The sequence below is a fragment of the Parazoarcus communis SWub3 = DSM 12120 genome (genome assembly GCF_003226565.1).
GTDB classification, from domain to species: domain Bacteria; phylum Pseudomonadota; class Gammaproteobacteria; order Burkholderiales; family Rhodocyclaceae; genus Parazoarcus; species Parazoarcus communis.
Window position 1 is genome coordinate 47,171 of the sequence record NZ_QKOE01000015.1, and the last position, 23,506, is coordinate 70,676.

18 protein-coding genes are annotated in these 23,506 nt (G+C 60.6%); 6 read left to right on the forward strand and 12 right to left on the reverse strand.

Going from position 1 to position 23,506, the window contains the following annotated elements:
* Positions 1 to 21 precede the first annotated feature (21 nt).
* The 12 genes from DNK49_RS17280 to tssA form a co-directional block, all read right to left on the reverse strand.
* Positions 22 to 606 carry a hypothetical protein gene (locus tag DNK49_RS17280; RefSeq protein WP_110527345.1) on the reverse strand — a complete coding sequence of 195 codons (585 nt, stop codon included), beginning with the start codon at positions 604 to 606 and terminating at the stop codon, positions 22 to 24.
* A gap of 107 nt (positions 607 to 713) precedes the next feature.
* The gene (locus tag DNK49_RS17285; RefSeq protein WP_243632421.1) at positions 714 to 2,015 is read right to left on the reverse strand and encodes a tetratricopeptide repeat protein; all 1,302 of its coding nucleotides are present in this window, start codon (positions 2,013 to 2,015) and stop codon (positions 714 to 716) included.
* Positions 2,016 to 2,267: 252 nt separating this feature from the next.
* Entirely contained in the window at positions 2,268 to 4,994 is a 2,727-nt protein-coding gene (gene tssH / locus DNK49_RS17290) for a type VI secretion system ATPase TssH (protein WP_110527351.1), read from the reverse strand.
* 69 nt (positions 4,995 to 5,063) lie between these two features.
* Positions 5,064 to 6,101, reverse strand: a complete 1,038-nt coding sequence (gene tssG / locus DNK49_RS17295) for a type VI secretion system baseplate subunit TssG (RefSeq protein WP_110527354.1) — start codon at positions 6,099 to 6,101, stop codon at positions 5,064 to 5,066.
* Positions 6,077 to 7,951 (reverse strand): type VI secretion system baseplate subunit TssF, encoded by a 1,875-nt coding sequence (gene tssF / locus DNK49_RS17300; protein WP_110527358.1) that lies wholly within the window; start codon positions 7,949 to 7,951, stop codon positions 6,077 to 6,079. Before tssF ends, tssG begins: the two co-directional genes overlap by 25 nt.
* An 8-nt stretch (positions 7,952 to 7,959) precedes the next feature.
* Positions 7,960 to 8,469, reverse strand: a complete 510-nt coding sequence (tssE, locus tag DNK49_RS17305; protein ID WP_110527361.1) for a type VI secretion system baseplate subunit TssE — start codon at positions 8,467 to 8,469, stop codon at positions 7,960 to 7,962.
* Positions 8,462 to 9,124, reverse strand: coding sequence for a type VI secretion system accessory protein TagJ (locus DNK49_RS17310; RefSeq protein ID WP_243632422.1), 663 nt, complete (start codon positions 9,122 to 9,124; stop codon positions 8,462 to 8,464). The genes tssE and DNK49_RS17310 overlap by 8 nt, the downstream gene beginning before the upstream one ends.
* A gap of 191 nt (positions 9,125 to 9,315) precedes the next feature.
* Entirely contained in the window at positions 9,316 to 9,822 is a 507-nt protein-coding gene (locus tag DNK49_RS17315) for an Hcp family type VI secretion system effector (RefSeq protein WP_110527367.1), read from the reverse strand.
* An 81-nt stretch (positions 9,823 to 9,903) separates the two neighbouring features.
* On the reverse strand, positions 9,904 to 10,392 hold the full coding sequence (locus DNK49_RS17320) for an Hcp family type VI secretion system effector (protein WP_110527370.1): 489 nt from the start codon (positions 10,390 to 10,392) through the stop codon (positions 9,904 to 9,906).
* Between the two features lie 83 nt (positions 10,393 to 10,475).
* On the reverse strand, positions 10,476 to 11,972 hold the full coding sequence (tssC, locus tag DNK49_RS17325) for a type VI secretion system contractile sheath large subunit (RefSeq protein WP_110527373.1): 1,497 nt from the start codon (positions 11,970 to 11,972) through the stop codon (positions 10,476 to 10,478).
* A gap of 62 nt (positions 11,973 to 12,034) precedes the next feature.
* On the reverse strand, positions 12,035 to 12,544 hold the full coding sequence (gene tssB / locus DNK49_RS17330; RefSeq protein ID WP_110527376.1) for a type VI secretion system contractile sheath small subunit: 510 nt from the start codon (positions 12,542 to 12,544) through the stop codon (positions 12,035 to 12,037).
* Positions 12,545 to 12,662: 118 nt separating this feature from the next.
* The gene (gene tssA / locus DNK49_RS17335; protein ID WP_110527379.1) at positions 12,663 to 13,922 is read right to left on the reverse strand and encodes a type VI secretion system protein TssA; all 1,260 of its coding nucleotides are present in this window, start codon (positions 13,920 to 13,922) and stop codon (positions 12,663 to 12,665) included.
* 16 nt (positions 13,923 to 13,938) lie between these two features.
* Here tssA and tssJ point away from each other — a divergent pair, with 16 nt between their 5' ends.
* From tssJ to DNK49_RS17365, 6 genes are read left to right on the forward strand one after another with little or no spacing between them, the layout of a single operon-like run.
* Positions 13,939 to 14,454: a type VI secretion system lipoprotein TssJ gene (gene tssJ, locus DNK49_RS17340; RefSeq protein ID WP_165843364.1), complete on the forward strand. Its 516-nt coding sequence runs from the start codon at positions 13,939 to 13,941 to the stop codon at positions 14,452 to 14,454.
* A 56-nt stretch (positions 14,455 to 14,510) separates the two neighbouring features.
* Entirely contained in the window at positions 14,511 to 15,845 is a 1,335-nt protein-coding gene (tssK, locus tag DNK49_RS17345) for a type VI secretion system baseplate subunit TssK (protein ID WP_110527382.1), read from the forward strand.
* A 33-nt stretch (positions 15,846 to 15,878) separates the two neighbouring features.
* Positions 15,879 to 17,180, forward strand: a complete 1,302-nt coding sequence (locus DNK49_RS17350) for a DotU family type VI secretion system protein (protein WP_110527383.1) — start codon at positions 15,879 to 15,881, stop codon at positions 17,178 to 17,180.
* 33 nt (positions 17,181 to 17,213) lie between these two features.
* Entirely contained in the window at positions 17,214 to 20,789 is a 3,576-nt protein-coding gene (tssM, locus tag DNK49_RS17355) for a type VI secretion system membrane subunit TssM (protein WP_110527385.1), read from the forward strand.
* A 2-nt stretch (positions 20,790 to 20,791) separates the two neighbouring features.
* Positions 20,792 to 21,493 (forward strand): type VI secretion system-associated protein TagF, encoded by a 702-nt coding sequence (gene tagF / locus DNK49_RS17360; RefSeq protein WP_110527387.1) that lies wholly within the window; start codon positions 20,792 to 20,794, stop codon positions 21,491 to 21,493.
* A 32-nt stretch (positions 21,494 to 21,525) separates the two neighbouring features.
* Entirely contained in the window at positions 21,526 to 23,493 is a 1,968-nt protein-coding gene (locus DNK49_RS17365) for a serine/threonine-protein kinase (RefSeq protein ID WP_110527389.1), read from the forward strand.
* Positions 23,494 to 23,506 lie beyond the last annotated feature (13 nt).

Below are 23,506 nucleotides of genomic sequence, written 5' to 3' on the forward strand. Positions count from 1 at the left end.
GCATACCTGTCAAGTCTGGCCTTAAACCCCGCTGAAGGCTGATAGCACGCGAGTGACGATGGGCTGTAGCGTCTGGAAGTCGGCAGTCCCTGTGCCAATCAGTTCGACGTCTTTGGCTGGTAGGTAGGTGAAGGTGACCACCACCGGCGTGCTCGCCATGGAAATTGCCGGGGGTCTTTGTCTTGTCTTGACTTGCTTATGGATTGCAGAAACACCTTCCCCGATCAAACCGCCGACATCGGTTACCGTGTTGCCGGGCGTCATTGCAGCCAGCCCCTCGGTGAGCTGCTGGATGGTGTCGTGTATCGGGAATAGTCCCTTGAATCGCTCGCCAGGCCGATAGAAACAGGCGCCCATATAGATGTCTGGCAGATCCAGTATTCGGTTCTCAATTGCGGCCGTGGGTCGCTGCGCAAGGAAATTGATTACCTCATGCCACATGCCGATTAGTGCGAGTGGCTTGGTGCCCGCACCAACTTCCGAGAAGAGATAGTTGCCATTGCTCGCGGTGGCGGCGTGCGTCATCACGCCGCTGTCCTGAACGAAACTGAGTGTGCCGACTTTGTGGACCTTGGAGGCGGGAACCCGCCACATGTCTGCTGCCATGGGATCTCCTCAGTATTTGCGCCGATGATGACTGAGTTAAGCAGATGTGCTCGATCTGTTCAACCCACTCGAGCTGCTGCGGGGTTTGAGTGCGGAGGTATGTAGGATCATACCTTGCGGGCGACCTGCAATAAACCAGGTACAGGCTTTCCCCCTTCAGTTCGAAGGACCACGTGTTCGGTGGATGTCGGGGTTAGCCCCGCTGCCTGGAGCGCATCGATCACATAGGCTGGTGAATGTGCGTAGCGGCCATGGGGTGCAAGCAGGTAACGCAGGCAGTTCTGCCCGGAACTGGCCAGTTCTACGGTGAATACCAGTGTTCCATCCTGCTTCAGCGATCTGAAGGCACCTGTGAATACGGCATCCAGGGCGCCAAAGTAGCAGAGTGTGTCGGCCGAAACGATCAGATCGTAGCTTCCTGCGGGCTCCTCGCGAAGGAAGGCCGTTAGCTCGGCTTTCACCAACCGGTCATAGACATTGCGTCCTTGCGCCTTCGTGAGCATAGGGGCGGAGAGGTCGATACCGGTCAACTGGTGTGCGAAGCGGGTCAGCAATGGTCCGCACAGACCGGTTCCGCAGCCGGCGTCGAGTATCTCGAGAGATTTGAACTGATTGTGATGCATGCGCTCGACTGCATCGGCGACATGCTGTGGTGCGCGATAGGTCAATGCGGCCAGCTTGGCGTCAAAGCTGTCGGCAAAACCGTCGAATACGGATTCGATGTAGGCATCTTCAGCGCGTTCTGGGACGTCCTTTCCGGTACAGGCGGCCAGATGATGGCGGGGGGTCGGGTTGTTCGGTTCGGCTTCGACCCACGCTCGGTAGAACGCAGCTGCATCATCGATACGTCCGAGCATGTAATAGGCATAACCCAGCATCCTGCGTGCCGAAGGATTGGATGGCATCAGAGCGATGGTCTCACAGTAGTACCGTACTGCTTCCTCGACGCGGCCGATGCCCGCGAGCAGATTGCCCAGATTGTTGTGGGCATCGATGTTGCTCGGGTCTAGTTCTAGCACTTTGCGGTATGCAGCTTCTGATTCTGCAAACCGTCCTTGGGCGCGGCGAAGTACACCAAGATTGTTATGAACAGTGGGTTCAGTCGCGTTGAGGGCGATACAGTGTTCGTAAGCTTCACCAGCATCGTCGATGTGGCCAAGGTCCAGCAAGATGTTGCCCAAGTTGTTCCAGACGCCGGGTGCATCCGGATTCTGAGCCAGACTGCGCCGCATCAGCGCGATGGCCTCTTCCGGACGGCCACGCTGGTGCATTGCAATTGCTAGAAAGTTCAATGCGTCAGGATGCTCCGGAACACTTTCGAGCACACGCCAATAAACGGTTTCTGCAGCATCGAGTTCTCCGATACGATGCAAGCGGGTAGCAAATGTCAACGCATCTTCCAGCGTCATCTCGTCGGGTAGTCCAGCAGGTGCGGAGGCTGTCATAGTCGATGGGCTTTGTGCTTCAGGTGTCTTGAGGCCGAGGACAAGTCATGTCTTGCCGGAGTACGCAACGCCGCAATTTCTTGCGTTGTGCGACTGATCGTCGTGCTGCTGTGCGTACCTGTGGCCGGCCCGGATGGGCGGCCTTGAGCGACGCGAATTGGTGGATGGTGCTGGGAATGGAGTCCCCAATTCGGCAGACTGACTCTACTGGCAAGGTCAGAATGTATACTGAAAGTTGCTATCTTCCACTCCGACACTGACCCGTTCAATTTGAGTACCTTCCATCATCCGTGTCAGGAAGGCACGGCTGATGTCCGGCAACATCGTATTGGTCAGGATCGCATCGATCATGCGGCCACCGGATTCGGTTTCGGTGCAACGGCTGACGACAAGTTTGACGACGTCCTCGCTGTACTCGAACGGGACCTTGTGGTGATCTTCGACACGCTTCTTGATACGGCCGAGTTGAAGGTGGACGATCTTGCCCAGCATCTCGTCACTGAGCGGATAGTAGGGAATGGTCACCAGTCGGCCAAGCAGGGCGGGCGGGAAGATCTTCAGCAGGGGGTCGCGCAGGGCCTTCGCCAGACCATCCGGGTCGGGCAGCAGTTCCGGATCCTTGCACATGCCGGCGATGAGTTCGGTGCCTGCGTTGGTGGTGAGCAGGATCAGGGTGTTCTTGAAGTTGATGTAGCGCCCTTCACCGTCTTCCATGAAGCCTTTGTCGAAGACCTGGAAGAAGATCTCATGCACGTCGGGATGTGCCTTCTCCACTTCGTCCAGTAGTACCACGCTATAGGGCTTGCGTCGTACTGCTTCGGTCAGCACACCACCCTCTCCGTAACCGACGTAACCCGGCGGGGCGCCTTTCAGCGTCGAGACCGTGTGCGCCTCCTGGAACTCGCTCATGTTGATGGTGATCAGGTTCTGCTCGCCACCGTACAGCGCCTCGGCCAGTGCCAGGGCCGTTTCGGTCTTGCCCACACCGGAGGTGCCGGCGAGCATGAATACACCAATCGGTTTGTTCGGGTTGTCGAGGCCGGCGCGTGAGGTCTGGATGCGTTTGGCGATCATCTCCATCGCATGATCCTGGCCGATCACGCGCTTACCCAGGTTTTCGGCCAGTTTAAGGATGGTTTCCACCTCATTGCGGGCCATCCGTCCGACCGGAATGCCGGTCCAGTCGGCGACCACCGAGGCAACGGCCTGGTAATCGACCGTTGGCAGGATCAGCGGGTCTTCGCCCTGCAGTTCAGCCAGCCGGCTCTGGACGTCGATGAGTTCGGCGAGCAGCTCCTCACGCGACTTTTCGGGCGGGGCGGCTTCGTCAGTGTTGGCGGCCAGGGGTGCGACGGCGTCGGCGGCAACTTCCAGCGGACTGCCGGTCCCTTCGACCGGCTTGCTGCCGTCGCGCAGCTTCGCGCGCAGCCCCAACAACTGGTCGACAAGCGCCTTCTCGTCCTGCCAGCGTTGCGAGAGCCCCGCCAGACGGTCGTGTTCGGCAGCCAGCAGCCCGTTGCACAGGGCTTCGCGCTCGGCGGTGTTCATTCCAATGGCCTTCTCGCGATCGATGATGGCGAGTTCGGTCTCGAGGTTTTCGATCCTGCGCTGGCTGTCATCCACCTCGGCAGGGGTGGCATGCAGGCTGATGGCTACCCGGGCGCAGGCGGTGTCGAGCAGGCTGACTGCCTTGTCGGGCAATTGACGCGCCGGGATGTAGCGATGCGACAGTTTGACTGCTGCCTCCAGCGCCTCGTCCAGGATCTGTACCTTGTGGTGCTTCTCCATCATTGTCGCAACGCCGCGCAGCATCAGCACGCCTTTTTCTTCGGACGGCTCGTCGACCTGCACAACCTGGAAGCGGCGGGTCAGGGCGGGGTCCTTCTCGAAGTACTTCTTGTATTCGGCAAAGGTCGTGGCGGCAACGGTGCGCAGGGTGCCACGCGCCAGTGCTGGCTTGAGCAGGTTGGCAGCGTCGCCGGTACCTGCGGCACCTCCGGCGCCGACCAGCGTGTGCGCTTCATCGATGAACAGGATGATGGGCTTGGGCGAAGCCTGAACCTCCTCGATGACCGAGCGCAGTCGTTGTTCGAACTCGCCTTTCATGCTGGCTCCAGCCTGCAGCAAGCCGATGTCCAGGGTCAGCAGGCTGACGTCCTTGAGCGCCGGTGGTACGTCGCCCTTGACGATGCGCTGAGCGAAGCCTTCCACCACCGCGGTCTTGCCGACCCCGGCTTCACCCGTGAGGATGGGGTTGTTCTGGCGGCGGCGCATCAGGATGTCGATGACCTGGCGGATTTCCTCGTCGCGACCGACGATCGGGTCCATCTTGCCGGAGCGGGCCTGCTCGGTGAGGTCGACGGTGAACTTCTTCAGTGCCTCCTGCTTGCCCATCTGGGCCGGGGCGATCGCGTTACTGTCCTCGCCTGGCTGGCTGCTCGAGCCGTCACGCGCACCCAGGTGTTCCTCAGGAGAGGCTGCCACGATACGGGCAAAGTCGTCGGTCAGCACATCGGGCTTGATCCGTTCGAACTGGCGCGATATCCCCATCAGGGCGTTGCGCAGCGAAGGCGTCTTGAGCATGCCGACGAGCAGGTGGCCGGAGCGGACCTGGCGCTCGCCGAACATCAGCGAGCCATAGACCCAGCCGCGTTCGACTGCAGTATCCAGGTGGGTGGACAGGTCCGAGATCGAGGTCGAGCCACGGGGCAGGCGGTCGAGTGCTGCCGTCATGTCGGCTGCCAGGCGCGCGGCGTCGAGCTCGAAGTGACGGACGATGTGATGCAGGTCCGTGTCTTCGGCCTGCAGCAGTTGTTGCAGCCAGTGTTCCAGCTCGACGTAGGGATTGCCGCGCAGCTTGCAGAAGACAGTTGCGCCTTCGATTGCCTTGTAAGTCAGACTGTTGAGTTTGCCGAAGGAGGCGATCCGACTGATTTCGCTCATGCGTCTGTCTCCGTAAGTTGTGTTGTGTCTTGCCGCCGTGGGCGAGATCAGTGTTTGTTGACGAGAGGGTTAAGCAGAAGGGGGAGGGGCGTTTGCTTGCCGCTTCAGCAGCCTTTCTCCATCCAGAACGAGGTCATCCGCATCATGTTGCGTCCTACGCTTGCCAAGCCAGCTCGTCCAGCCGAGGCGCGCTCCGCGCGCCAGTTCGAGTTGCGGCACTTCGCTGGCCTTGAGTTGCAGGCGTGCATCCCAAGCCAGTTCTCCATGAGTATAGAAACGTATCCAGTCCGAGATCCGCGGCAACGCGCTGCCGCCCGGCAACAAGGCGATGTACTGCTTCAGGCTCATGGGGCCGAGGCGCAAACGGAACTTGCTCTGTCGGTCCCATACTCGACGACCGATGACCACATCGACGCCGAGGTGTCGTTGGCCGATACGGCCGTGATCTCGCTCCCGCAGCGCCATCCAGTGCCCGACGTATTGTTCAACCTCGACATTCAGGTCGAAGTCGTTGGCGAGAATGGCCTGCAGGCCTTCGGCATTGCGGATCTGCCGCGACAGCAGTCCGGCATGGAACAGGCGGGCGTTGTCGGGGACACAATCGCGGTTGCGTAGTGTGGGTTCGCCAATACCGAAAGTGGAGCCAACATAGTCCGAGAAGCGGTCGTTTTTTGGTCGGTCCAGGCTGACTGTGGGTTGAGCCTGTGCCCAGGCTCGGTAGAACAACGCCAGGAAACGATGGTGAATTAGATCGAGAAAGCGATTGAAGGTCGCGTCACCGTGGTTTAATTGACGATGACGGGCATATTCTGTTAAGTGAAGCGGTAAAGGACCATTCGGGCCGAGCAAACCGAAGAAACGTACCTCCAGTCGCGGGGGGTGAAGATCGTTGGCAGGTGTGAATGCGGAAAGGCTGGCAGGGGCGAAAGAAAGTGATGCCTCTTGGCCGAGGCGCACCGGCTCGTCCTGTGGGCGCAATGCCTCTGCCCAGCGCGGTGCATGCGGAAAGGCACATTCGATCCGGCGCATCGCCTGAAGGAAATCGATGGCGTAAGGTGCGCGTTCGAGTGCCGCGAACAGGCTTACAGGATCGGACGCTTTCCGCATCGCGGCTCCCCGTTCATGATCGTGCCTCGTGTCAGGGAGCGCAGGCTGGTTTGGGTAAAGCTGTTTAGAGACGCGTGACGGGCCAGGAAGTGCTCCATTACGCTGCCGAACAGGAACGCACCGCTCCCCTCGAATGCCGATTCGTCAACTTCAAGTTCGATTTCCAGGCCTCGGCCAAAACAGATGGGGCCGGGAAATGGTAGGCGAGCGACAACCGTGTCTACCTTAACGGACTTAAGCCCTTCGATTTGGCGACGTGCGCTGGCATCGCTGCTCCTGGTGTAGAGCAGGAGCATCTCGCGCAGAGCGCCAGCTCCTTCGTGTGCTGGTGTATCGACCAAGGAGAGGTGATTGAGCGCCAAGTGGCTGATTAGGCGCCATGCGATCGAGCCATCGGCCAGCATCGCATAAGGGCGAGAGGGGCCGCGCACGCAGCGGATGTCTTCGACAGGTGCGGCGATGTCGAGCGAAAAGCCGCCGTGCCCCTCACCTTGCGGTAGCAGGATGGGCAGATCTCGATTCGTACAAAGCGTTTGGATCGACAATTGCCGCAGGTCGGATCGATAGGGTGCTTCGGCCGGGTCGACCAGGGATAAAAATAACTCGCTGCCAATGTAGCCAGTACGTGGCCCGGTGCGTTTCTGCTTTTCGGACAGCAGTCGAGGCTCCCGTCGACAGGTATAAAAGGCCTGCGTGGAACTAATGCCATTGTCGTGAAAATCAGCGTAGAACGGAAGGAAACGCAGTTCTTCCTGGGATCCGTGGAAGTGCCCGGTGACGCTGGTGAGCGCGTAGACTTCGTAGTCCATCGGATGTGCACGGTCTGCAACGACGTGAAACTCGTGACCGCTGTCATTGATATGGATTCGGTCAGCGCGTTTCGGAAAGAGGTTGATTGCGGGTGTGCAGTGAAGCAGAAAGTTTGCGCGATCGACCACACTTTCGAGGACCGAGTCACCTTGCCCGAACAATAGGACGAGTTCTATTTCCTCATTGGCTTGAACGATGGCCGGTTTCAGACCGCTGATGTCGAAGAACAGGAAACGCTCGGGAAATGCGAAGTATTCCTGTACCAGGCGATAACCATCGAAGCTGCGTCGACTAACTGGAAGCAGCGCCTGTTCGTCTTCATAACCGCAAAGGCGGACCTGGGTTGGTGGAATGAAATGCTGCCAACTGGACTTTCCGTCAGCGGCTCTCACCAGCGCGCCGAGCGTTGATCCTCCAATCATCTCGAGCAGGCGATGAGCAACCTCCTGCGCGCCGCCGATATGAATATTTAGCGAGTCCAGTTCGAGTTGGGCGAATTTGAGGCCACCGGTGGTGCGCAAACGCAGGCGCACGCCACCCCGCACCCTCCCGGTCAGGGGAAGGCGGGCCAGTGGCAGATCAGGAGCAAAGCTGAAGTAGTTCGCCTGGGTCAGCTCAACTGGCCATAGACGGAGTGTATGCGCGGTACGGAACTCGCAATGTGTGGTGTCGTTCCGCGTAGATACACTGCGAAACGGTGCTCCTCGGGGCAGGGTGACGCCACTGGCGAGGTTGGTTTCACCCGGCTCCGGGCGAAACTGTACGATCAGCATCGCAGGCGTCGGCGCGAGATAGTGTGGGTACAGCATCTCCAGCAGGTTTTGCGTGAAGCGGGGAAACTCCGCATCGATCTTCAGCTGGACGCGCGCAGCGAGAAAGCTGGTTCCTTCGAGTAGACGCTCGACATATGGGTCGGCAACCTCGATGCCTTCCATTCCGAGCCGTGCGGCAATCTTGGGAAACTGGCGTGCGAATTCTGCGCCCATCTCTCGCAGATGCTGAAGCTCGCGGTTGTAGTGCTTTAACAGCCTAGGGTCCATGCCCGATCTCAGTGGCTACCCAAGTCGCGGACCTCGACCAGACCACTCTCGAGATCCAGTTCGGTACGCAGGAGTAACTCCAGCGGAATCGGCTGAGCCCAGATCTGAGCAGAAATGCGCACGCCGATGACGTTGTGCCAGTCCAGGACGCTCTCTTGTTGGTCGGTGCTGATTTTTAGCGTGCCTGGGATGATGCGCGGTTCGAAGCGGGTGAGGGCATCGCTGATGGCGCGTTCAAGTTCGGTGATGTCCAGCGAGGAGGCAGTCTCGCCGGAGAAGCAGGGCATACCGTAGTTCAGTACGGACTGATCTGCTTCGGTCCAGTGAGCGAGTCCGTCGCTGGCGGGTGGGCGGGTGGCGTTGAGCAGCCAGGTCAGATCCCGCAATACAGCCTCACGCAGCTGCGACCGGCTCAGCACGCTGCGCTCAAGAGCTTCCGTACGTAGTTCGGGTGCATCGTCCCGCAGGCGGTCGAGAAGGGCGGGCTGAAGCCTGTCCTGAGCTAGTCGTTCAATCATCAATGTTCCCCCGTTCTGCGTTTCCGAGGTCAACCCGTCGGATATCGAGCAATGCGAAATCGCCTTGGTCCGTTGCGAACAGGCGCTGGCCTAGCCCGCGGTAATCTCCTGCGTGTACCAGCCACTCTGTTCGCCAGGCGAGTTTGATTGCGCCATCAGCCTCCTGCTCAGATCCGGGATAACGGGTCGGGATTACGCCGACGGCTTCGCCGCCGTTGCTGAACTGAAAATGTGCCGGTGCCCAGACGTAATCACGCAGGTCGGTCGGGGCTTCGATGTCGATACGGCTTAGCCGGGAGAACGGAATCCAGTAGTAACTGCCGTTGATGATTGCTTCACACACCGGACCAAGGCGGCCGTCTGCATCAGCCAGCCACTCGAATGGGGCGCCATCAATCCTGCCCGGGGTGGCGGGGGCAAGTTCGAAAGCCCGATCGCGCAGTGCGGCGGCCTCAGTTTGCTGACCCCGTCCAGCGACGAGCAGCGACTCGACGAGCAGCGCCAGCCACTGTTCTGGTTCGCCGAAGACAAGGGGCGCGCGCTTGCCTGCAAAAACTTCACTGCGAAGGACTTCGCAGCGCAGTGCCTCGCGGTACATCTGGGCCATGGCAAGGGCCGAGACGTCAAGCTCCGCCGCAACGTTGAGTTGATTCATTGCGCGATCCCACTGGCCAAGTATGGCAAGCAACTGGAACAGGAAGATGCGGAGCTTGGAGTTCGCCGGTTGGCGACGGATCTCGGCTTGAAGCAGGGACAGTGCTGCTTCCGGATGTCCCGCCCGCAACTGGGCTTCGGCGTTGTCTTGGTCTGTTGAGGGCATGTTCATTGGTTCCGTCGCGGCAGGGGCTACTTGGGCGATATGTCAGTTTCGAACTGCGAGGTTGCGCTGGATCCACCCGATTCACTCTGGCCACGGTACTCGACAGTAATTTTCTGAAAAGCGAACGACACTCGTTCGATCGCTGCCTGTCCGCCGCCGCCGACGCCCTCCAGTTCGAGGGCGCTGATCCGTGCGTTGGAGAGGGTGATCGTCAAGTATTCGACAGCTTTGGCGCCGCCTGCTTTCCGTGCGGTCAGCACTGCCTGTTTGATTGGCTCGTTCGTACGCAAAGCACTCATCAGTCCCGTGCTTGCCCGATCCACCAACTTCGTAACGACGAGCTCCTTGAGCGCAACCTGATTGGCTCCTGCCCGGCCGGAGGCAGCGGTAGCCGTTGCGCTGGCATTTCCCTGCATGCCCCATGTCCAAGCAAGAACGTCGATTTCGCTTTTGTGGAGCATGTCCTGCGCTTCACCCTTAATGGGGCCCGACCGGGAGCCTTCGACTTTCAGGAATATGTCACCAATGGCCATCAACTGGACTCCGGAAACGCGGTCCTCAGGAAGCTGGCGTCACACCGCCGAGAGGACGGCATGACACCGGCGGATTAGCGATCAACTAACGTCGCCGTGATTCTCGGCGATATTCCACGTGGCGGTCTTGGTGGATCCCTTGCCGCCTGACGGGGTCTGCTCGGTGTACTCGTACTTGAACTCGGCGAAGTTAAGTACTACGTTCTCGGTCAAGCGGTCTTCTCCCCCGCTACCGCCCGTGCTGACCGAAGAGATCAGGACCTCTTTCATGGTGATCTTCACGTACTCAAGCGGGGTTTTTCCAGCCTTGCGCACGGTGATGACGGCTTGGTCGAAGTGCTCGCCACTGCAGCAGGCTTGAATCAGGGCATGGCTCGATGCATCAATGTATTTGGTAATGGAAAGGTCCTGGACACTCACCTTGCCCGATCCGCCTCCACCACCCATGTGCGTGGTACCGGATTGACTCAAGCCCCAACTCCAAGCTAGGACATCGATTGATTCCTTATGCACTTTGTCCGTTGACTCGCCCTTGATACTGCCGAGTTTGAGGAACATATCCACTGCCATGATGAACTCCTATCCATTTGATGCTGCGATGAACTTCGGGGAGGCTCCCCGCTTTTGAACCACGCGCCAGCCGGACCCAGGGGTCAGCTGCCCTTGGTGGACGGGAGCTTGGACACCAGGCGCAGGGAGACGGTCAGCCCTTCGAGCTGATAGTGCGGGCGCAGGAAGAACTTCGAAGTGTAGTAGCCTGGATTCCCTTCGACCTCTTCGACGATGACCTCGGCTGCGGCCAGAGGGCGACGGGCCTTGGTGCTCTCTGTCGAATGTGCGGGGTCACCATCGACGTAGTTCATGATCCAGTCTTGCAGCCAGCGCTGCATGTCGTCGCGCTCCTTGAAGGAGCCGATTTTGTCGCGCACGATGCACTTCAGGTAGTGGGCGAAGCGGCAGGTGGCAAACAGATAGGGAAGCCGCGCGCCGAGGTTGGCATTGGCGGTGGCGTCGGGGTCGTCGTACTCGGCCGGCTTGTGCAGCGACTGGGCGCCGATGAAGGCGGCAAAGTCGGAGTTTTTCTTGTGCACCAGGGGCATGAAGCCATTCTTGGCCAGTTCTGCTTCGCGTCGGTCCGAGATGGCGATCTCGGTGGGGCATTTCATGTCTACTCCGCCATCGTCGGTGGGAAAGCTGTGCACCGGCAGATTTTGCACTGCACCGCCCGATTCGACACCGCGTATGCGGGAACACCAGCCGTATTCCTTGAACGAGCGATTGATGTTCACTGCCATCGCATAGGCTGCATTGGACCAAGCATACTTGCTGTGGTCAGCAGCGCCGGTGTCTTCCTCGAAATCGAACTCCTCGACCGGGCTGGTTCGTGCGCCATACGGGACGCGGCTGAGAAAGCGCGGCATTGCCAGTCCGATGTACTTGGCGTCGTCTGATTCGCGTAGCGAACGCCATGCTGCGTACTCTGGTGTGGTGAAGATCTTGGTCAGATCGCGTGGGTTGGCTAGTTCCTGCCACGAATCCATCTGCATGATGGTGGGCGAGGCTCCGGTGATGAAGGGACTATGTGCGGCCGCGCAAACCTTAGCCATCTCGCCGAGGAGTTCGACATCGGGTGGGCTTTGGTCGAAATGATAGTCCCCGACCAGGCAACCGAACGGCTCCCCCCCGAACTGGCCGTACTCTTCCTCGTATACGCGCTTGAATAGTGGGCTTTGGTCCCATGCAGTACCCTTGTAGCGCTTCAGGGTCTTTCCAAGCTCATTCTTCGAGATGTTGAAGACCCGGATCTTCAGCATCTCGTCGGTTTCTGTGTTATTCACCAAGTAATGCAATCCGCGCCATGCACCCTCCAGTTTCTGGAAGTCCGGGTGATGCATGATGAGATTTACCTGTTCGGTAAGCTTCTGGTCAAGTGCGGCAATGATGGCCTCGATGGACTTCACTACGTCGGAGCCGATCAGGGTGGTCTGTGCCAGGGCCTGTTCGGCCAGTGTACGAACGGCATTTTCTACCGCACTGCGAGCCTCGTCGGTCTTGGGTTTGAATTCCTGACGCAGCAGTGATTCGAATTCGTTGCCTTCCAGTGCCAGGGCGCTGGCCTGGGCTTCGTTCTGTGCTTGTATTTCAGCCATGCTGGATTCCTCGACGTCGAGTGTGGGCTAGTGTGTGGGGTGCGTACGTCGGCAGGCCCGTTCTATGCCGATGGTTTCTCTTCCGGCTTGGGTGAAGCTGCAAGTGTTTGCAGTAGCGCCGGATCCTGCAGGACCTTTGCAATCAGCTCCTCGGCTCCCGTCTTGCCGTCCATGTAGGTGATCAGGTTGGACAGCTGCTGGCGAGCCGTCAGTAACTTGTTCAGGGCGTCGACCTTGCGTGCGACTGCTGCCGGGGAAAAGTCGTCCATGCTCTCGAAAGTCAGCTCTACGCTGAGATTGCCCTCCCCCGTCAGGGTGTTAGGTACCTGGAAGGCTGCACGGGGCTTCATCGATTTCATCCTGCTGTCGAAATTGTCGACATCGATTTCAAGGAATTTGCGGTCAGCGACTGGTGCAAGCGGTTCGGCGGGCTTGCCCGACAGATCGGACAGCACCCCCATGACGAAGGGCAACTGAACTTTCTTCTCGGAACCATAAAGCTCGACGTCGTATTCGATCTGGACCCGCGGGGCACGATTGCGTGCGATGAATTTCTGGCTGCTGGTCGACATGAAGATCCTCCGTCAGGAAAGAATGGTTTGAGTCTGACGTCAGGCGCTGCTGCGATGCAGCCCCTTGGTCAGTGTTGGGTCTTGGGCTACGGTGGCTGAAGTCAATACAAGCACTAGCCTACTCCTCTGCCGGATTGAGTTGGCTGCCGACCATGCGCTCAGCCTGCTCCAGACCATCGGGGGCGAGTTCCACGATGGCTTCAAGGAAGTTCATGCTAATGACTCTGCGAGCCCGACGGAGCAGCCATTGGGCAGGATTCGTCGGCTCCGCCTGTTCAAGGTAGGCGACTAGGCGATCAATCGTATCGATCACATCGTCACGTGAGCGAATTGCCATTGTCGTCGTGGCTGCGATTCGCATGTCAACCACGGGGGCGGAGCTGGCACTGTCGGGCGCAATTTCCGTAGCAGGTAGCGCGATGCCGCCAAGGGCATGATGTACCGCCTGCAGCGTGTTCAGAAGAGGTTTGAAATCGAGACTGGCACTGGCGCCGACATGATCCTGCAGATGGCTGGACAGCGCATGCACCCTGGCGATGCTATCCGTGATCGCGGTGGCTAGCTGTGGAGTCTGGGCAAGCGCTTCGGCGAGCATGCCGAGAACTCGCGATTCGGCAAAAACCTCCTCATTGTTGCGGGCGGTGAGTTTGCCTTGGGAGACTTCGATATTCCTTACCGTGAGGATACCGGACTGACGGGACTGCAGCAGAGTGCTGGCGCGTAGGTCGGAGATCAGGGCGTCGTTGGCGACCATCGGTGCGAGTGCATTGACCCGCATCGTCGGGTCGTTGCCGTCCTCAGCGTCGAGCTCCGGGTGGACATGGTTCCAATGCTGCTGTAGCAGACCGAGGATCAGGCCGAGGCCTGCATGAATTCCGACGAAGCCTTCAAGACGGAGCAGCGCGCGGGTGTAATACACCGCAACCCGTAGGTCTCGGGTTCGCTCCAGCAAACCCTCCGCTAGCTTGCGCACGCTCGCCCAATCCGGGCCTTGTCCCTCAATGGTGACCTTGTCACCGCTTCCACTACTGGTGAACTCCTGCTCAGGCTGCGCTTTGGCTGCTTCCTCCAGGGCAAGAAAGTCAGCATCGTACTCAAGATTGGGGCCACAGGGCTGTTCATCACCCAGCGGGCGCAGGAAGTGATCGAGGTCGATGTCGGGCGGCATGTTCGGGCTGTTCACACGCCCGCAGTCGAAGAGTCCTTCGCCTTGGTGCGCGTCCTGTGCATTCGCAAATGGATCGATATAGTAAATGAATAGGTTGCAGGTTAATCTCTCACTAGAAAAAAATCTTTGCAACTCCAGAACGGTGCATCCGGACGGTAAGGGCCGGTGGTTGCCCGCTGTTGCAGCATGCCCGACAATCGTCGTGGCCATTCAGAGGAGTCGAACCTTGTATCTGACAAATCATCCGCTGTTGCGCAGTTCGTGCATCGTACTGTGTGCTGTCGGGATGCTCGTGGCCTGTACTAAGGCTGTTGTGCCTGTCAAGCCGGTTCCGACGGTGATCTCCGCCAGTCTGAGTGCGGCCGAACGGGTCAATGTCGATGCCCGTGACCGGTCGACGCCGGTGGTGATTCGTCTCTACCTGCTCAAGAGCACCGCTGTTTTCGATGCGGCGGACTTCTTCTCCTTGTTCGAACGCGATCAGCAGACACTTGGCGATACCCTGGTGGCCCATGAAGAATGGGTTTTAAAGCCTGGGCAAGTACTTAAGCTTGATCCGCGTGAGGTCGATGGTGTGAAGGCGCTGGGTGTGTTCGCCGCCTTCCGCGAGGTCGACCGTGCCGCTTGGCGCGCGACGGTTCCGGTGGTCAACGGCCGAACCAATGAGGTTGCTGTCCGGCTTGAGGGCAACCGGGTTGTGCTGTCTGCCACGTTGTCGGCGGTAAGGCCGGCCACCAAATAACCTGGGTACAGCGTAGATCATTCTTGGCTGTCCGCTCTTCAAGGAATTCACCATCCATGTCCTGGTTCAGCAAGGTAGTCTGGTCCGAAGGGCTGTTCCTGCGGCCCCAGCATTTTCAGCAGCAGGATCGGCATGCCGAATGGCGGAATGAGGTGTATCGGATGCACCTTCATGCCAACGGCTGGGGTTTCGCTCGGCTCGACGTGGACGACGCAGGTCTGGCGATTGGCAAGGTCGTGATCCGTCGTGCGAGCGGCATCCTTCCCGACGGAACTCCGTTTGACTTTCCAGCGGCACACGAGGGGCCGGTTGCTTTTGATTTTCCGTCTGAGGTCAAGGATGCGCTTGTGGTGCTCGCATTACCGCTGCAGCGCCCCTTCATGCCGGAGTACGACATCAGTGGTGACGATGACTCACTGGCGCGTTTTGTGGTGACAGATGTCACGCTGCCGGACACCGCAGCCGAAGGTGGTGGGGCGGAGGTCGTTCAACTCGGACGACCACGGCTATGCCTCGGGTTGTCGGATGATTTCTCCGATGCTTTTGTCCGCATCGGTGTCGTTCGTATCACCGAGCGACGTCCGGATGGCAGTCTGCTGGTGGATCGGGGCTACATTCCCTCGGTGCTGGCGTGTGATGCGGCGCCCCAGCTCAGTTCGATGTTACGCGAGATCGTCGGTTTGCTAGGGCAGCGCATGGAGGCCCTGGCTGGGCGCATGGTTCAAGCTGGAAACGGTGGCGTTGCCGAGATGGCTGACTTCCTGTTCCTGTTGGCGGTCAATCGCCACTTGCCCGTGTTCTCGCATCTGGAACAGTTGCGTCCATTGCATCCGGAAAGGCTCTACAGCCAGATGCTCACCCTGATGGGCGAGTTATCCACCCTGACCGCGGGTGATCGACGTCCGCCGACCTTGCAGGCGTATCGGCACGATGCTTTGCAGGACAGCTTTGAGTTCCCGATGCGTGAGATCCGCCGTAGTCTGTCGGCTATCCTTGAGCAGAACGCCCTGCAGATCCCCTTGCAGGATCACCAGCAGGGGCGCTACGTGGGGATCATCGCGGACCGGGGGCTGCTGAAGCAGGCCGGTTTCGTGCTAGCGGTCGGGGCGCAGATGCCGGCAGAGGCGGTTCGTACCCGCTTCCCCACCCAGGCCAAGCTCGGTCCGGTCGAGAAAATTCGCGAACTGGTCAACCTGCAGCTCCCAGGCATTGCCCTGCGGCCTTTGCCAGTGGCTCCGAGGCAGATTCCCTTTCATGCCGGCTACACCTACTTTGAACTCGATAACAGCGGTGACCTGTGGAAACAGCTCGATGCCTCGGGCGGTCTCGGTATGTATGTGACCGGAGACTTTCCCGGCCTGGATGTGGCCCTGTGGGCCATTCGCGGCTGACCCGCAAGCCATGGTGACAAGGTGGAGTCCACGATGAGCAATGACGATCCTTTCGGGAGTTTACCCGGCGACCGGACCCTGGTAATTCCTAATCCCGGTACGCGAGCGCCACGGTCAGCTGCATCTTCTGCCTCTGGATTCAGTTTCGAGCGTATCGAGCTGTCTGCGCTGGATTGGAGTGATGGCCTGAATCCCCTGGTTGCAGCGGCGAATCCATTGCTCAACCTTGTTCCTAATCTGCGTCAGGCCCATCATCCTGACCCAGCGAGCTTGCGTGAAACCCTCGCGCGAGCCGTTCAAGTGTTCGAGGCCAAGGCGCGCGAGGTTGGCGTGTTAAACGAGCATGTAGTCGGTGCTCGTTATGCCTTATGTACTTTTCTCGATGAGGCTGCAGCCAATACTCCGTGGGGCGAAAAGCTCTGGGCGCAGCGCAGCTTGTTGATTCAGTTTCATAACGAGGCCTGGGGCGGGGAGAAGTTCTTCCAGTTGCTGGGCAAGCTCGCCGAGCAGCCGGCTGCACATCGCAATCTGCTCGAGTTGTTCTACCTCATCCTTGCCTTGGGCTTCGAAGGTCGCTACCGGGTAGTGCAGAATGGTCGTGCCCAGCTGGACGCGGTGCGTGAGCGTCTGGCACAGATGATCATCAAGGAGCGTGGCGAGCCCGCCCGCGAGCTGTCTCCGCAGTGGCAGACCACGGCGACGACCGTGCGCCCGCTGCATGATGCGGTGCCTCTGTGGGCGGTGGCAGCGATTGCCGCGTTGCTGCTGGTGGTGATCTACCTGGGCGCGTCCTACGCGCTGAATCGTCACTCCGACCCCGCATTCGCGCAGATTCTGGGTTTGCGTGTCGCGCCACCGGCACCACTGGCCAAGCCGACCGTCGTTGAGCCTGCCAAGGTGCCTGACCGCCTGCAGGGTTTTCTCGCGCCGGAGATTCGCGAGGGGCTGGTGGTGGTGCGTGATCTGCCCGATCGCAGCATCGTGTTGATACAGGGGGATGGCTTGTTCGAGCCGGCGAGCGCCACGCTTGCGCCGCGGGTGTTGCCCCTGATGAATCGCATCGGTGACGCAGTAGCCAGCGTCAAGGGCAGCGTGCTGGTCAGGGGGCACTCCGATAACAGGCCGATCCGCTCTGCGCGCTTTCCGTCCAACTGGCACCTTTCGCAGGCACGGGCCGAATCCGTGGCGACGGTGCTGAGTCCCCGGTTGGGTGGGCTGCCGATCGAGACGGAAGGACGTGCTGAAAGCGAGCCGGTGGCCAGCAACGATACTCCGGATGGACGCGCACGCAATCGTCGTGTCGAGATCATCGTGTTCCCGGCTGCGGGCAACTGAGCGCCACGGCGCCGTCATCCTATTGAGCACAGCATGAAAACTGTTTTCAAGCTCCTCCTCCATCCGGTGCTGCTCGTCATCCTCGGCCTGATTGCGCTGGCACTGGTCATCTGGTTCATTGGACCGATGATCGCGATTGCCGGCTTTGCGCCGCTCGAGTCGGTTCTGGCGCGCCTGGTGCTGATTTCGGCCGTCCTGGTTTTCGTGGTGGTCCGATTGATCTGGAAGGCTTATCAGTCCAGGCAGCGTAACGCGCAGCTGGTTGAAGGCCTGGTCAAGGCCGATGTTGCCGAGCCTGCCAGGCCGGGCGCCGACGAAGTCGCGACATTGCGCAATCGCTTCGAGGAAGCGCTGCGGGTGCTCAAGGACAGCCAGGCCGAGGCGAAGGCGCGTCAAGGGGGCGTAAGTCGGCTGCTGTCACTGGGGTCGGCGCGTTACCTCTACGAACTGCCCTGGTATGTCTTCATCGGGGCACCGGGTTCCGGCAAGACGACCGCCTTGATCAATTCCGGCCTGCATTTTCCGCTGGCGGAGAAACTGGGCGTACATCAGCTGAAGGGGGTCGGCGGAACGCGCAACTGCGACTGGTGGTTCACCGACGAAGCCGTATTGATCGACACCGCCGGACGTTACACCACGCAGGACTCCGACCAGGATGCCGACCGTGGTGCCTGGCAGGGGTTTCTGGGGCTGCTCAAGCGCCATCGGCCGCGACAGCCACTCAATGGGGTGTTGCTGACCGTGAGCCTGGCCGACCTGCTGTCGCAGGATGCTGACGGTGCCGAACGCCATGCCGCGGCTTTGCGTGCACGGGTTCAGGAGCTCTATACCCAGCTCAATGTGCGCCTGCCGGTGTATGTGCTGGTGACCAAGAGCGATCTGATTGCGGGTTTCAACGAATTCTTCAGCGATTTTGGCAAGGAGGCTCGTGACCAGGTCTGGGGGGTCACCTTCCCGCAGCAGGGCGAATCGACCGACGTGCTCAAAGGCTTGCCGGCCGAACTGTCGCGTCTGCGCGAACGTGTGCTTGGCCTGCTGCCAGTGCGTTTGCGTGACGAACGTGATCTGGTGCGACGTGGTGCAATTGCGGCCTTTGACCAGCAACTGGCCAATGCCAACCGGCTGCTGGCGGATTATCTCGGCAAGGTGTTTGCACCCTCAGGGTTCGACCATGCCTTGATGCTGCGCGGGGTGTATTTCACCAGCGGGACACAGGAAGGTAGTCCGATCGATCGGGTCATGTCTTCGCTGGGCGCGGCATTTGGGCTTGAGCGCCGGCTGATTCCGCCGCAGGCGGGCAGTGGCAAGAGTTTCTTCATTACCCGCCTGCTGCGCGAGGTGGTTTTTGCCGAGCAGCGTATCGGTGGAACCAACCTGAAATGGGAGCGCAGACGCAGCCTGGTGCGGCTGGCGAGTTTTGCCAGTATCGGGCTGGTGACCGTGGGGCTCGCGCTGGCGTGGGCGTTGAGCTACCGCGGCAACGATGCCTATGTGGACGATGTCGCCGCACGTGTGCAGGCGGTGCAGCCGCTGGTGGCAGAGGCACGGGTGGCGGCTTCCGACGACGTGGTCGGCATCCTGCCGGTGCTCAATGCGGTACGCACGGTCTCGCATACCGATGCCCGGCCCAGCGGGGATGTGCCGTTGTCGATGCGCTTTGGCCTGTATCAGGGAGACAAGCTCGATGCCGCTGCGCATCAGGCCTACCGTGGGTTGCTGCGCGACGTCCTGCTGCCACGCATCGTCATGCGGGTCGAGCGCCAGTTGCGCAATGTAGACCCGAACAATCTCGAGTTTGCCTATGAGGCACTCAAGAGCTACATCATGCTGCACGAGGCAGCACATTTCGACGCTGATGCATTGAAGGCCTGGATCAGCCTCGACTGGGAACTCAACCTGCCGCGCGAAACCACGACCGAGCAACGTACCGAGTTGCTTGCCTACCTCGACGCCTTGTTCAAGGACGGACCGGTGGTATCGCCCTTGATGGCCGACACCGCCTTGGTTGGCAACGTGCGGAATCAACTGTTGCGCTTCACGCTTCCGGCGCGGATCTACAGCCGCTTGAAGCGGCAGGGTGTGGGCAGTGGGTTCCCCGAGTTCACCGTCGAGAAGGCGGTGGGGCCGTCTGCGGCACTGGTCTTCGTGCGGCGCAGTGGTCAACCTCTCACGCGTGGGGTGCCCGGACTGTACAGTTTTGACGGCTACCACAAGGGTTTTGGTCCGCAGGTAGAGCGTGTGTCGCAGCAGCTCGCACAAGAGGAGCCCTGGGTGCTGGGGACAAGCTCGGCCAGCCCTGATGCGGCGGGCGCCAAGCGGATTGCGGATGAAGTCCGGCGGCTGTATCTGACCGACTACGCCAATGTGTGGGCTGCCTTCGTCGAAGATGTTGCGGTGCAGCGCGCGCCCAGCCTGCAGCAGAGCATCCAGGTGGCAAGGGTGCTGTCGGCAGCGGATTCGCCCTTGCCCAAGCTGATGAGGGCGATGTCGCGTGAGACGACGCTGATGGTAGCCCCCGGCAATTCGTCGTCGGTGATCGACCGGGCGCAGGAGCGGGTTGCCGAAGCCCGTTCGGAGCTGGGTCGCATGATCTTTGGTGCAGGACAGCAGGGCCCTGCTGCGGCGACCGGTGAGGGGGCGATCGAGCGTATTGTCGACGATCGCTTTGTCGCGCTACGCCAGTTGGTGACAGGGGAGGGCAATACCGCACCCGTCAACAATGTCGTGCAGTTGATCAATGATGTTTACGTCAACCTGTCGGCGACCGAAACCGCCTTGCGTGACAAGGTTACTCCACCGCCTGGGGACGCGGCGGCCCGGGTCAAGGCCGAGAGTGCACGCATGCCCGAGCCAGTTCGTTCCATGCTGCAGGATCTGTCTGCGGCGGGTGCGGGTCAGGCATTGACTTCGCTGCGCGAGTCGCTGTCTGCCGCTGTGGCATCGCAGGTGGGCCAGTTCTGCAGTCAGGCCACGGATGGCCGTTACCCCTTCGTGCGCAATAGCGCGCGTGATGTCACGCGCGATGACTTCGCTGCGCTGTTCGGGCCAGGCGGGCGTTTCGATGCTTTCTTCAACCAGAATCTTGCGCCTTATGTCGATACCAGCACCCGCAGTTGGACGTTCCGCAAGGTACAGGAGCAGTCACTTGGGGCGCCGGGCAACCTGGTGCAGTTCCAGCGTGCTGCGGTGATCCGCGATGTGTTCTTCCGCAGCGGGGGGCCGATGCGGCTGGAGTTCAGGCCGATCGAGATGGACCCGGCGATTACCCAGTTCACCCTTGATGTCGATGGTCAGCTGATCAACTATGCGCATGGACCGCAGGTGCCGCAGTCGGTGCAGTGGCCTGGCCCCAAGGGTGGGCTGCAGGTTCGCGTGCAGATTACACCACCGGGGCAAAGCGGCACCTCCGGTGTGGCGACCGATGGTCCCTGGGCGCTGTTCCGCATGCTCGACAAGGCCAATATCGAAGGCACCGCCTTGCCGGAGAAATTCCGTGCAACCTTTGTCGTCGATGGCCGTTCGGCGGTCTTCGAGGTGACGACGGGGAGCGTACAGAATCCCTTCCGTCTGCGCGAGTTGGTGGATTTTCGTTGTCCGGCCGGGCTTTGAACATGGATGCCAGCAATGCGCCGGGTTGGTTCGGCAAGCTGCCGGTGCTGGGCGATTTTGCCACCCGCCGTCTGCCACAGGATTTTGTCGCCGCATGGGATGCCTGGCTGCAGCGTGGCATGACTTACAGTCAGGAGCATCTTGGCAGTGCCTGGCTGGATGCCTTTCTGACTGCACCAGTGTGGCGCTTCGTGTTGGGGGCGCATACGCTGGATAACCGTCCTTGGGCGGGTGTGGTGTTGCCATCGGTGGATCGCGTCGGGCGCTATTTTCCGCTGACCGTGTGCGCGCCGATTCCCGATCTGTCGTTTTCCGGTCCGGCCCTGCACGCGTTGGAGCAGTGGGCTGACACGCTCGAGGCGTGTGCTCGGCAGGGGCTGGATCCGCTAGGTCGGCTGGAGGTGTTCGACATGGCGCTGGCGCAGTGTGTGACACCGGCACTGGCTGGCCACGTGGTGGCGGGTGGGCTGGGCGAGGCTGTGCTGCACAATGCTGCCTTCGTACGTCTGGAGCGCACAGGTGCGCGCGGTTTGCACGATCTTGCTGCCGATGCGGGTGATGCGATGCTGAGCACGATGTTTGCACCCTACACGCTATGGTGGTGCCGAGGGCTTGATGGACAGGCCGGTGGGTTTGCGTGTCATGGCATGCCCAGCGCGGCGGTGTTCTCGCGCATGTTGCAATATGTGCCAGGCCAGGTTTGAGGCGAGATGATCGAACGACAGGATGGTGGCCGGTGACTGAGGAAGACGAGGACAAGACGGTGGTGCTTGGGGGCGCCGCAGCGGCCCAGGCTTCAGCGGCAAAACCGGTTGTGGAAAGTTCGCACAATGCGCTGCCAGTCGGCACGCTCCTGGGCGAGTTCGAACTGATCGGACTGGTCGGTGAGGGAGGCTTCGGCATCGTCTACCTGGCGCAGGATCACTCTCTGGAGCGAAAGGTTGCGCTCAAGGAGTACATGCCGGCCTCACTGGCGTCGCGTGCAGGTGACGCGACTGTCTCGGTGCGCTCTGAACGCCATCGCGAAACTTTCGAGATTGGTCGCCGCAGCTTCGTCAACGAGGCGCGACTGCTGGCTCAGTTCGATCATCCCGCGCTGGTCAAGGTCTATCGTTTCTGGGAAGCAAACGGCACGGCCTACATGGCCATGCCCTATTATGACGGACGTACCCTGCGAGATGTGTTGAGGGCGCGTGGCGGATTGCCGGACGAAAGCTGGATCCGCAAGGTGCTGGCGCCGGTGATCGATGCGCTGGAGCTGATCCACCGCGAGAAATGTTTCCACCGTGATGTTGCACCTGACAACATCATGCTGTTGCGTGACGACCGTCCGGTTTTGCTCGATTTTGGTGCGGCGCGACGGGTCATTGGTGATATGACGCAAGCCCTGACCGTGATCCTGAAGCCGGGTTATGCACCGATCGAGCAATACGCCGAGATGCCGGGCATGCAACAAGGGCCGTGGACCGACGTTTATGCGCTGGCAGCGGTGATCCACTTCATGATCACTGGCCGCACGCCACCACCGTCGGTGGGGCGGATGATGCAGGACAGCTACCAGCCGCTGGCGCAACTGGTGGCGGGAAAATACAGCGACACTTTCCTGCGGGGCGTCGACCGGTGTTTGAGCGTCAAGGCGGAGGACCGACCGCAGGATATGGCGCAAATGCGCGAGTTGCTTGGCTGGAGTCTCGACTCGCCACTGTTTGCCACCACTGCCGCTCCGACGAACGAGGCCGCTACGCGCATTGTCGCTGCGCCTGACCCGTTGCCTGCTTCCAGTGGCACGTCAGGTACGGGCCGTCCTGCACTTTACGCGATCGGCGGTGCCGTGCTGGTCGCGACGCTTGGGGTAGGGTACTGGTGGTTGTCGCGCGAACCTGTCGCACCGCCGCCATCAGTTGCCGAGGTGCAGCCCGCTACGCCGTCGCCGGCTGCGGTCGTTACGCCTCCTGCACTACCGCGACCGCCTGCTCCGACGCTGGCCGCGGCGTTTCAGTCGGTAGTCGATTTCGCTGCACCGGACATGGCACCCACGCTCGAGGTGCCGGCGTCGGTGGTCGCCGGCACCGACCATCTCACGCTCAAGCTCGAGAGCCGGGTCTCCGGACATCTGTACCTGCTGTTGTGGGACACGGGCGATGATCGGGTGTACCGTTTGTTTCCCAATGATGCCGACGTCGACAGCCTGATCGGGGCGGGCAATAACTTTCATATTCCGCGCAGCCATCTGCGCATGCCATGGACCTACCCGGCGCAGCATCCGGTGGGAGAGTGGCGTGTTCTTGCTGTCGTGTCGGAGCAGGCGCGCGATTTTTCCACCTCGCTGCTCAGGCAGGACGGAGATCTGCTGAGCGCCAGCCGTGCCGACCTGGAGACGGGGCTGGCGGGAGGCGCCAGCATTGCAGCCTTGCTGGGTGAGCCAAAATGTACGCCCGATGCGGCGTGTTCGGGGCGCTTTGGTGTGGCAGCGGCCGTGGTGACCGAAACCTTGCCCGTACCCGTACAGGCGCCGGTCGTCGCACCCAGGCCAGCAGCTCAAGCTACTCCCACGCCGCGTCCAAGGGCTCAAGCGCAACCCGTTGCCCCTCCGGTGCGTGAACGTCCGGCCGCAGCGAACAAGGGAGACGACGCAACGGCGGCCGAGCGTGAGTACATGCAGCAACTCAACAAGGATCTCGACCGCCTGCTGCAGGGACAGTAAGCGGACCTTCAGG

What these genes read in the sequence shown, in the direction of transcription:
- DNK49_RS17315 (WP_110527367.1), bottom strand. Translation starts at nt 9,822, where the DNA reads ATGGCCATTGGTGACATATTCCTGAAAGTCGAAGGCTCCCGGTCGGGC.
- tssB (WP_110527376.1), bottom strand. Translation starts at nt 12,544, where the DNA reads ATGTCGACCAGCAGCCAGAAATTCATCGCACGCAATCGTGCCCCGCGG.
- tssG (WP_110527354.1), bottom strand. Translation starts at nt 6,101, where the DNA reads ATGCGGAAAGCGTCCGATCCTGTAAGCCTGTTCGCGGCACTCGAACGC.
- DNK49_RS17320 (WP_110527370.1), bottom strand. Translation starts at nt 10,392, where the DNA reads ATGGCAGTGGATATGTTCCTCAAACTCGGCAGTATCAAGGGCGAGTCA.
- tssE (WP_110527361.1), bottom strand. Translation starts at nt 8,469, where the DNA reads ATGATTGAACGACTAGCTCAGGACAGGCTTCAGCCCGCCCTTCTCGAC.
- tssC (WP_110527373.1), bottom strand. Translation starts at nt 11,972, where the DNA reads ATGGCTGAAATACAAGCACAGAACGAAGCCCAGGCCAGCGCCCTGGCA.
- tssA (WP_110527379.1), bottom strand. Translation starts at nt 13,922, where the DNA reads ATGGCCACGACGATTGTCGGGCATGCTGCAACAGCGGGCAACCACCGG.
- tssM (WP_110527385.1), top strand. Translation starts at nt 17,214, where the DNA reads ATGAAAACTGTTTTCAAGCTCCTCCTCCATCCGGTGCTGCTCGTCATC.
- DNK49_RS17350 (WP_110527383.1), top strand. Translation starts at nt 15,879, where the DNA reads ATGAGCAATGACGATCCTTTCGGGAGTTTACCCGGCGACCGGACCCTG.
- tssF (WP_110527358.1), bottom strand. Translation starts at nt 7,951, where the DNA reads ATGGACCCTAGGCTGTTAAAGCACTACAACCGCGAGCTTCAGCATCTG.
- DNK49_RS17280 (WP_110527345.1), bottom strand. Translation starts at nt 606, where the DNA reads ATGGCAGCAGACATGTGGCGGGTTCCCGCCTCCAAGGTCCACAAAGTC.
- DNK49_RS17310 (WP_243632422.1), bottom strand. Translation starts at nt 9,124, where the DNA reads ATGAATCAACTCAACGTTGCGGCGGAGCTTGACGTCTCGGCCCTTGCC.
- tssH (WP_110527351.1), bottom strand. Translation starts at nt 4,994, where the DNA reads ATGAGCGAAATCAGTCGGATCGCCTCCTTCGGCAAACTCAACAGTCTG.
- tssK (WP_110527382.1), top strand. Translation starts at nt 14,511, where the DNA reads ATGTCCTGGTTCAGCAAGGTAGTCTGGTCCGAAGGGCTGTTCCTGCGG.
- tagF (WP_110527387.1), top strand. Translation starts at nt 20,792, where the DNA reads ATGGATGCCAGCAATGCGCCGGGTTGGTTCGGCAAGCTGCCGGTGCTG.
- DNK49_RS17285 (WP_243632421.1), bottom strand. Translation starts at nt 2,015, where the DNA reads ATGACGCTGGAAGATGCGTTGACATTTGCTACCCGCTTGCATCGTATC.